Here is a 5,168-nt window from a genome sequence, read left to right on the forward strand (position 1 = left end):
CTAAATCTGTTGCCATTACTTTTTTTTCTCTTGTTTTAGTCTGCCTGCAGCTACATAGCGCAACTGAAAATAAGGGTTGTTAAAATCATAGATATTTAACCCTTCCTCTGTGCAGGCTAAGATACGGTCGTTGTGTAGGTATATCCCCACATCTGAGATAGGTTGTTCTTTGGAATATCTGAAAAACAATATATCACCTTCTTTTAAAAAATCCCTTCCTGTAAAGAGCTGTAAAGATTTAGAGCGGAATATACCATCAGCAGTTTTAGGAAAAGTCTCTTTGTAAACATCACTAAATAGTGCTTGTACAAAGTAAGAAGCATCAACGCCTGTTTTCTTATCCAAGCTCTGGGGCTTGTAAGGCGTACCTATCCAAGCATCAATATAAGTGTATAAGGGATAATTGCGTATATCCTGTGGCATCGTCTTTAAGATGATGGAATACTTCTCTTTAAGTCGTATTTCCTCATCTGAAAGTTGCTCATCTTTATAGTTGCTTTCCGTGTATTTGGCATCTATACTATCCTTATGAGCTTGCGCGGCTTTGCGAAAGCTATCCGTAGAATAATGATAGGGCACCTCACGGATATACTTACCTCCTGAACAGGCGGCTGTAAGAATGAGTGCTGATATGTAAATGAGTCTCTTATAGGTCATTATGGTTTTATTCTTATTACGTTCTTTCTAAGAACTTTACACGGAGCAAAGATATAAAATATTTTTGGAATAGAAAGGATATTTATTTTCATACGTTTATGTATTAAGAAGGTCTCTTAATCTCTAAAGGGTTTCTCTCCTCTTTTAAAATATATACTATGTCCTGAAGGTTTATCACCATCAAAAATAAAACTAAATACAGGTCTATATTCTGGAAATCCTAAGAGGTCAGTGCCTATTCGTCTCCATTCATTTTTAACAGAGGTTATTGTATGAGTTTTATTTTCTATATGAATAAAAATAGTATCATTTGGTGAAATATCATTATATTTAGAGATTATAGTTTCAAATTTATAACGAGATAATGGAATAGTATCTATTAATTTAAAACTAAAATCAATACTTTCTTTAACATCATTAGTTTTTTTTATATATAATTTAATCTCTTCTATTTCTTTTTTATTATAACCCACAAAATTAATGTGCCTTGATAATTCTGATAACCCCACATACAGTAACTTTCCAGTCGGATTATTACAAGATAGTAATAAATATAAAAAAGAAGTGGCAAATAATATTATTTTTGTCATTTTGTTAAAATATGATGTATCCATAATAATTAGTATTAAAAACAATTTTTCTAAAAATTAGATGATCTTTGTCATTAACACAAAAATCCTTACCCCAGCAGTAGTAAGAAAAAGTACGTTTATCTCCATTAATAACTAGATCTCCTTTATAAACAATCCAATGATAACCTATAAGACACCCAAAATAACTTACGCTATCTTTAAACATATCTACATCAATTAATAGAATTATTCGCTTTCCCTTTCTGTATTCTTTTTCTATTGTTTTAAGGTCTTCTGTATAATCAAACCCTGTAATAATAGAAGTTTTATCTTCTATTTTATTATTTGGAAAAAGATTTTTCAACCCTTCTTTCATATAGCTCACCCAATTAATACCATCCCAAGTCTCTCCTGCCTTTCCTGTATAATTCTTATTATCACTGCTGCTTCTCATTCCTACAAGGCAAATCCAATCTGCTTGTGGCATAATGTCAGTTAGATCATCTTCATAATGAGGATAATCGGAGTTGCCAACAATTGGCTTCATAGAAAATATTTCAGGGTTAGGGTCTAAAGTAAAGTTATTCAATTTGCCTTTCCCTGTCCTAAAAAATTTCATCATTTCATCTTGGAAGAGTTGTTTGTATTTATTCTCGCTTACAAATAAATAAAGTAATGCCGCTGTACCACAAAGTGGTGTTACGTGTTGGTTTAATATGGAAGGGTCATTTGCTATGTCTTTTATCCTATTTTCTACTTTCACTCTATCAAACCATCTAAAGGCGTTGTGCATAAAAAATTCTTCACGTCCTTCTATAGTCTTTCCTTTATAATAAATATATGCTTTTACTATAATTAACCCTCCACAGTAGTCAGAAGGGAACTTAAAGAAAATTTCATCTCCTTGTGAGCTAATTTTTTTGATGAGACCTTGTTTAGTAGAAAGATAATTATTGCGATAATGAAATTCCCATTTTACTTCTGTAATATTAACATTATTGTATTCTGCTTTAATTTTGTAGATTTTACCTACTATAAAACCATATTTATCTTTTTGTAATGGAGATGTATTATCATAGAATCCCTCATCTAAATTATTTAGTATTTTGATATTTATTTTATCTTTGGGAGGAGCAGCTTTAAGGGTAGCGGTTACGGATTTTCCTGTTTCTCTTAGTGTGATTGTAATTGTTGCCATAAGAGTTATTTTTTAGTGTTTATAATAACTGTTAGGGGTATTTGTTCTTTGGTATCGTTTATAAAGACGTAATCTTTTAATGTATCATTTTCTAAGATGTTGCCCTTGTATTTGAAGTCAAGATCTTTATTATTGAGGTTAAAATCCATTGTTAGTCCTGATAGGTTTTCACCTTCAATTACTAAATAAACATCTTGTTCATCTTCTCCTAGATCTATTTTATTACCCTGTAAGTCTGTGAAATAGGCTTCTGTAATATCTGGTTTTGTAAGCATATCATTTACGAACTTACCGAAATCCATAAAAGGATTGATCATATCCATTTTAATAGGGTCGGCACTATGTAGATTACGGTTTGTTATCTCTGCCACCTGTCCATGGTTGATAATACTAATACAATCCTTGCCGCCTATGGGACAGGTGGCTTTGCTGTCCTCTAAAAGGGGGTGCCCATTGTTTTCTTCATAGGTAACATTCTCATAAGCACCGCTCCACTGAGTTACCATTGCCTGACAGGGTTTATAACCACCACCTGGTAGTGGTTGCATCTGACATAGCCCAAAGGTGTTTTTCTCAAAAGTAGCTCCTACATCGGCAGTTGTAGCGACCAATTTCTCTTGGGGTTCTTTCTCATTGATAAAGGCTTTGGTCTGCGTAAGTACCTTCAATTTATCGGGAGCATTGCCAAATTGACATTGGCAGGTTGCTCCCTGACATACTAAATTATCCAAGCTCTGCGGTTTATAAGGCGTACCTATCCAAGCATCAATATAAGCGTATAAGGGATAATTGCGTATGTCCTGTGGCATCGTCTTTAAGATGATGGAATACTTTTCTTTAAGCCGTATTTCCTCATCTGAAAGCTGCTCATCTTTGTAGTTGCTTTCTGTGTATTTGGCATCTATACTGTCCTTATGAACTTGCATGGCTTTGCGAAAGCTATCCATAGAATAATGATAGGGCACCTCACGGATATACTTACCTGTTGAGCAAGCGGCTGTAAAAGATGAGTGCTGATATGTAAATGAGTCTCTTATAGGTCATTGCGGTTTTTGTTCTTATTAAGTTCTTTCTAAGACCTTTACGCGGGGTAAAGATATAAAATATTTTTGAAAATAGATGTTATTTACTTTTCTAAATTTAATTTAAGTATTTTTCCTGTATAAATATCTAACTTTCCCATTCCAAAACCATTTCTGCTAAAAAGTCCATTTACTCTATATTTCCAGTGTGTTGGATATTTTATTGTATCTATTTGATTTTGTAATTCTTTATCTAAAATATTAATATATATTTCTTTGTTAAAATAAAAGTACTCTTCTTTATTTTCAGAATAATAAACTTTTTCTATATTATATTGAGGACATTCTGAACAAGCATAACCAATATATCTTATATCCACAGAAATACTATCATAATTTTCTGAAAAAATCTGATTTTTTATACATCTATCTGCTAAGTGAGTTTTATCAGAGCAACTGATAAATAAATAAATAAATAATATATATATTGTTCTCATTTTAAATGTTTCTTAATTTCAGATCCTAAAATTCTTCCTTCTTTTCTATAAAGAAATAGTTCTTTCCCATTATGATATACTCTCCTTGTGCCGTGTCTATAATCATTTTTGATACCATTAGGATTGGCTTGAGTTATATGTCCTATTACAACAGCTCTTTCTTTCCCCGCATTATATAACCTTTTAGAGAATTCCGATGCAAAGTTAATTGGTATTTTTTTCTTTTCTAATTCTATTTTTTCTTTTAGTTTAGGTTCCGATGCTGTATTGCAACCATGAAATTCTATTTTTGCAGAATTTGTAAAAACATTGTAATTAATTTCACTAATGTCTGCACCATTCTTGTTCTCATCTGGATCTAATCCTATACCAATTAGACTTCCTAATCTATCCCAAAAGGTTATGCCTTGTTCTTGTTCTTCAGTATCATTTATATATAATTCCTGATAATTTTTACTATCATCAAATTTAAATAATAGCGACCTATCATTGCCGTGCGTAAAAAAATCGATAGATTGGATAGAATTATCCGAATATGAATTAATCTTATTTACAACAAATTGTCCTCCTCCTTCAATTTTTATCAAAATAATTTCCCCATCATTGCCATAGTCCTTTTTTACTACCTCAGCTGCAGCTTTAAATGTATTATTATCTTGACTTTCTCTTGCTCCTCCATATAGTAATAGCCTTTTATATGTTACGTTTATACTTTTAGTTTTCTCTTGTTCTATGCCTGGTATCTCTAATACAATATCTATTTTTTCCATAATTAATATTCTTTTTCTATAAACAGTTCTATCTCTTCGTGGTTTTTAGTGATCTCATAATTTTTTAGAGTATCTTTCTCTAATTTTTCTCCTTTATAAATGAAATCAATAAATTTATTATTCATATTAATGTTAATTCTATCATTAATTAAATCTTGTGTTTCTATATGTACAATTATTTTGTCTCCAATATAATTAGTAATGTCAGATTCTATTCTATTCCCTTCTACATCTGTAATATAATAATCAATTAACTTAGGAGTTTTAGACATTTCTTTCTGGTTTCTAAATGTAGCAAAATCCATAAAAGGATTGATCATATCCATTTTAATAGGATCAGCATTATGTAGATTGCGGTTTGTTATCTCAGCCACCTGTCCGTGGTTGATAATACTAATACAATCCTTACCACCTATGGGGCAGGTGGCTTTGCTGTCCTCTAATAGGGGATG

Annotated in this window: 6 protein-coding genes and 1 pseudogene; all 7 read right to left on the reverse strand. The window is 31.5% G+C overall.

What is annotated here, in order from left to right; all coding sequences use genetic code 11:
* Positions 1 to 15: 15 nt before the first annotated feature.
* Positions 16 to 657: a C40 family peptidase gene (locus VJJ03_RS11390; protein ID WP_323975684.1), complete on the reverse strand. Its 642-nt coding sequence runs from the start codon at positions 655 to 657 to the stop codon at positions 16 to 18.
* A gap of 116 nt (positions 658 to 773) precedes the next feature.
* Entirely contained in the window at positions 774 to 1,271 is a 498-nt protein-coding gene (locus VJJ03_RS11395) for a hypothetical protein (RefSeq protein WP_323975685.1), read from the reverse strand.
* On the reverse strand, positions 1,252 to 2,427 hold the full coding sequence (locus VJJ03_RS11400) for a hypothetical protein (protein ID WP_323975686.1): 1,176 nt from the start codon (positions 2,425 to 2,427) through the stop codon (positions 1,252 to 1,254). Before VJJ03_RS11400 ends, VJJ03_RS11395 begins: the two co-directional genes overlap by 20 nt.
* 5 nt (positions 2,428 to 2,432) lie before the next feature.
* A complete protein-coding gene (locus VJJ03_RS11405; RefSeq protein WP_323975687.1) occupies positions 2,433 to 3,392 on the reverse strand; it encodes a DUF4280 domain-containing protein in 960 nt (319 codons plus the stop codon).
* 161 nt (positions 3,393 to 3,553) lie between these two features.
* The gene (locus VJJ03_RS11410; protein ID WP_009745860.1) at positions 3,554 to 3,946 is read right to left on the reverse strand and encodes a hypothetical protein; all 393 of its coding nucleotides are present in this window, start codon (positions 3,944 to 3,946) and stop codon (positions 3,554 to 3,556) included.
* Complete coding sequence (locus tag VJJ03_RS11415) at positions 3,943 to 4,716, reverse strand: hypothetical protein (RefSeq protein ID WP_323975688.1); 774 nt, start codon at positions 4,714 to 4,716, stop codon at positions 3,943 to 3,945. The genes VJJ03_RS11410 and VJJ03_RS11415 overlap by 4 nt, the downstream gene beginning before the upstream one ends.
* Positions 4,717 to 4,718: 2 nt before the next feature.
* Positions 4,719 to 5,168, reverse strand: a pseudogene (locus tag VJJ03_RS11420) (DUF4280 domain-containing protein); the annotation flags it as partial.

The sequence above is a fragment of the Capnocytophaga sp. G2 genome (assembly GCF_035282625.1).
Lineage (GTDB): Bacteria > Bacteroidota > Bacteroidia > Flavobacteriales > Flavobacteriaceae > Capnocytophaga.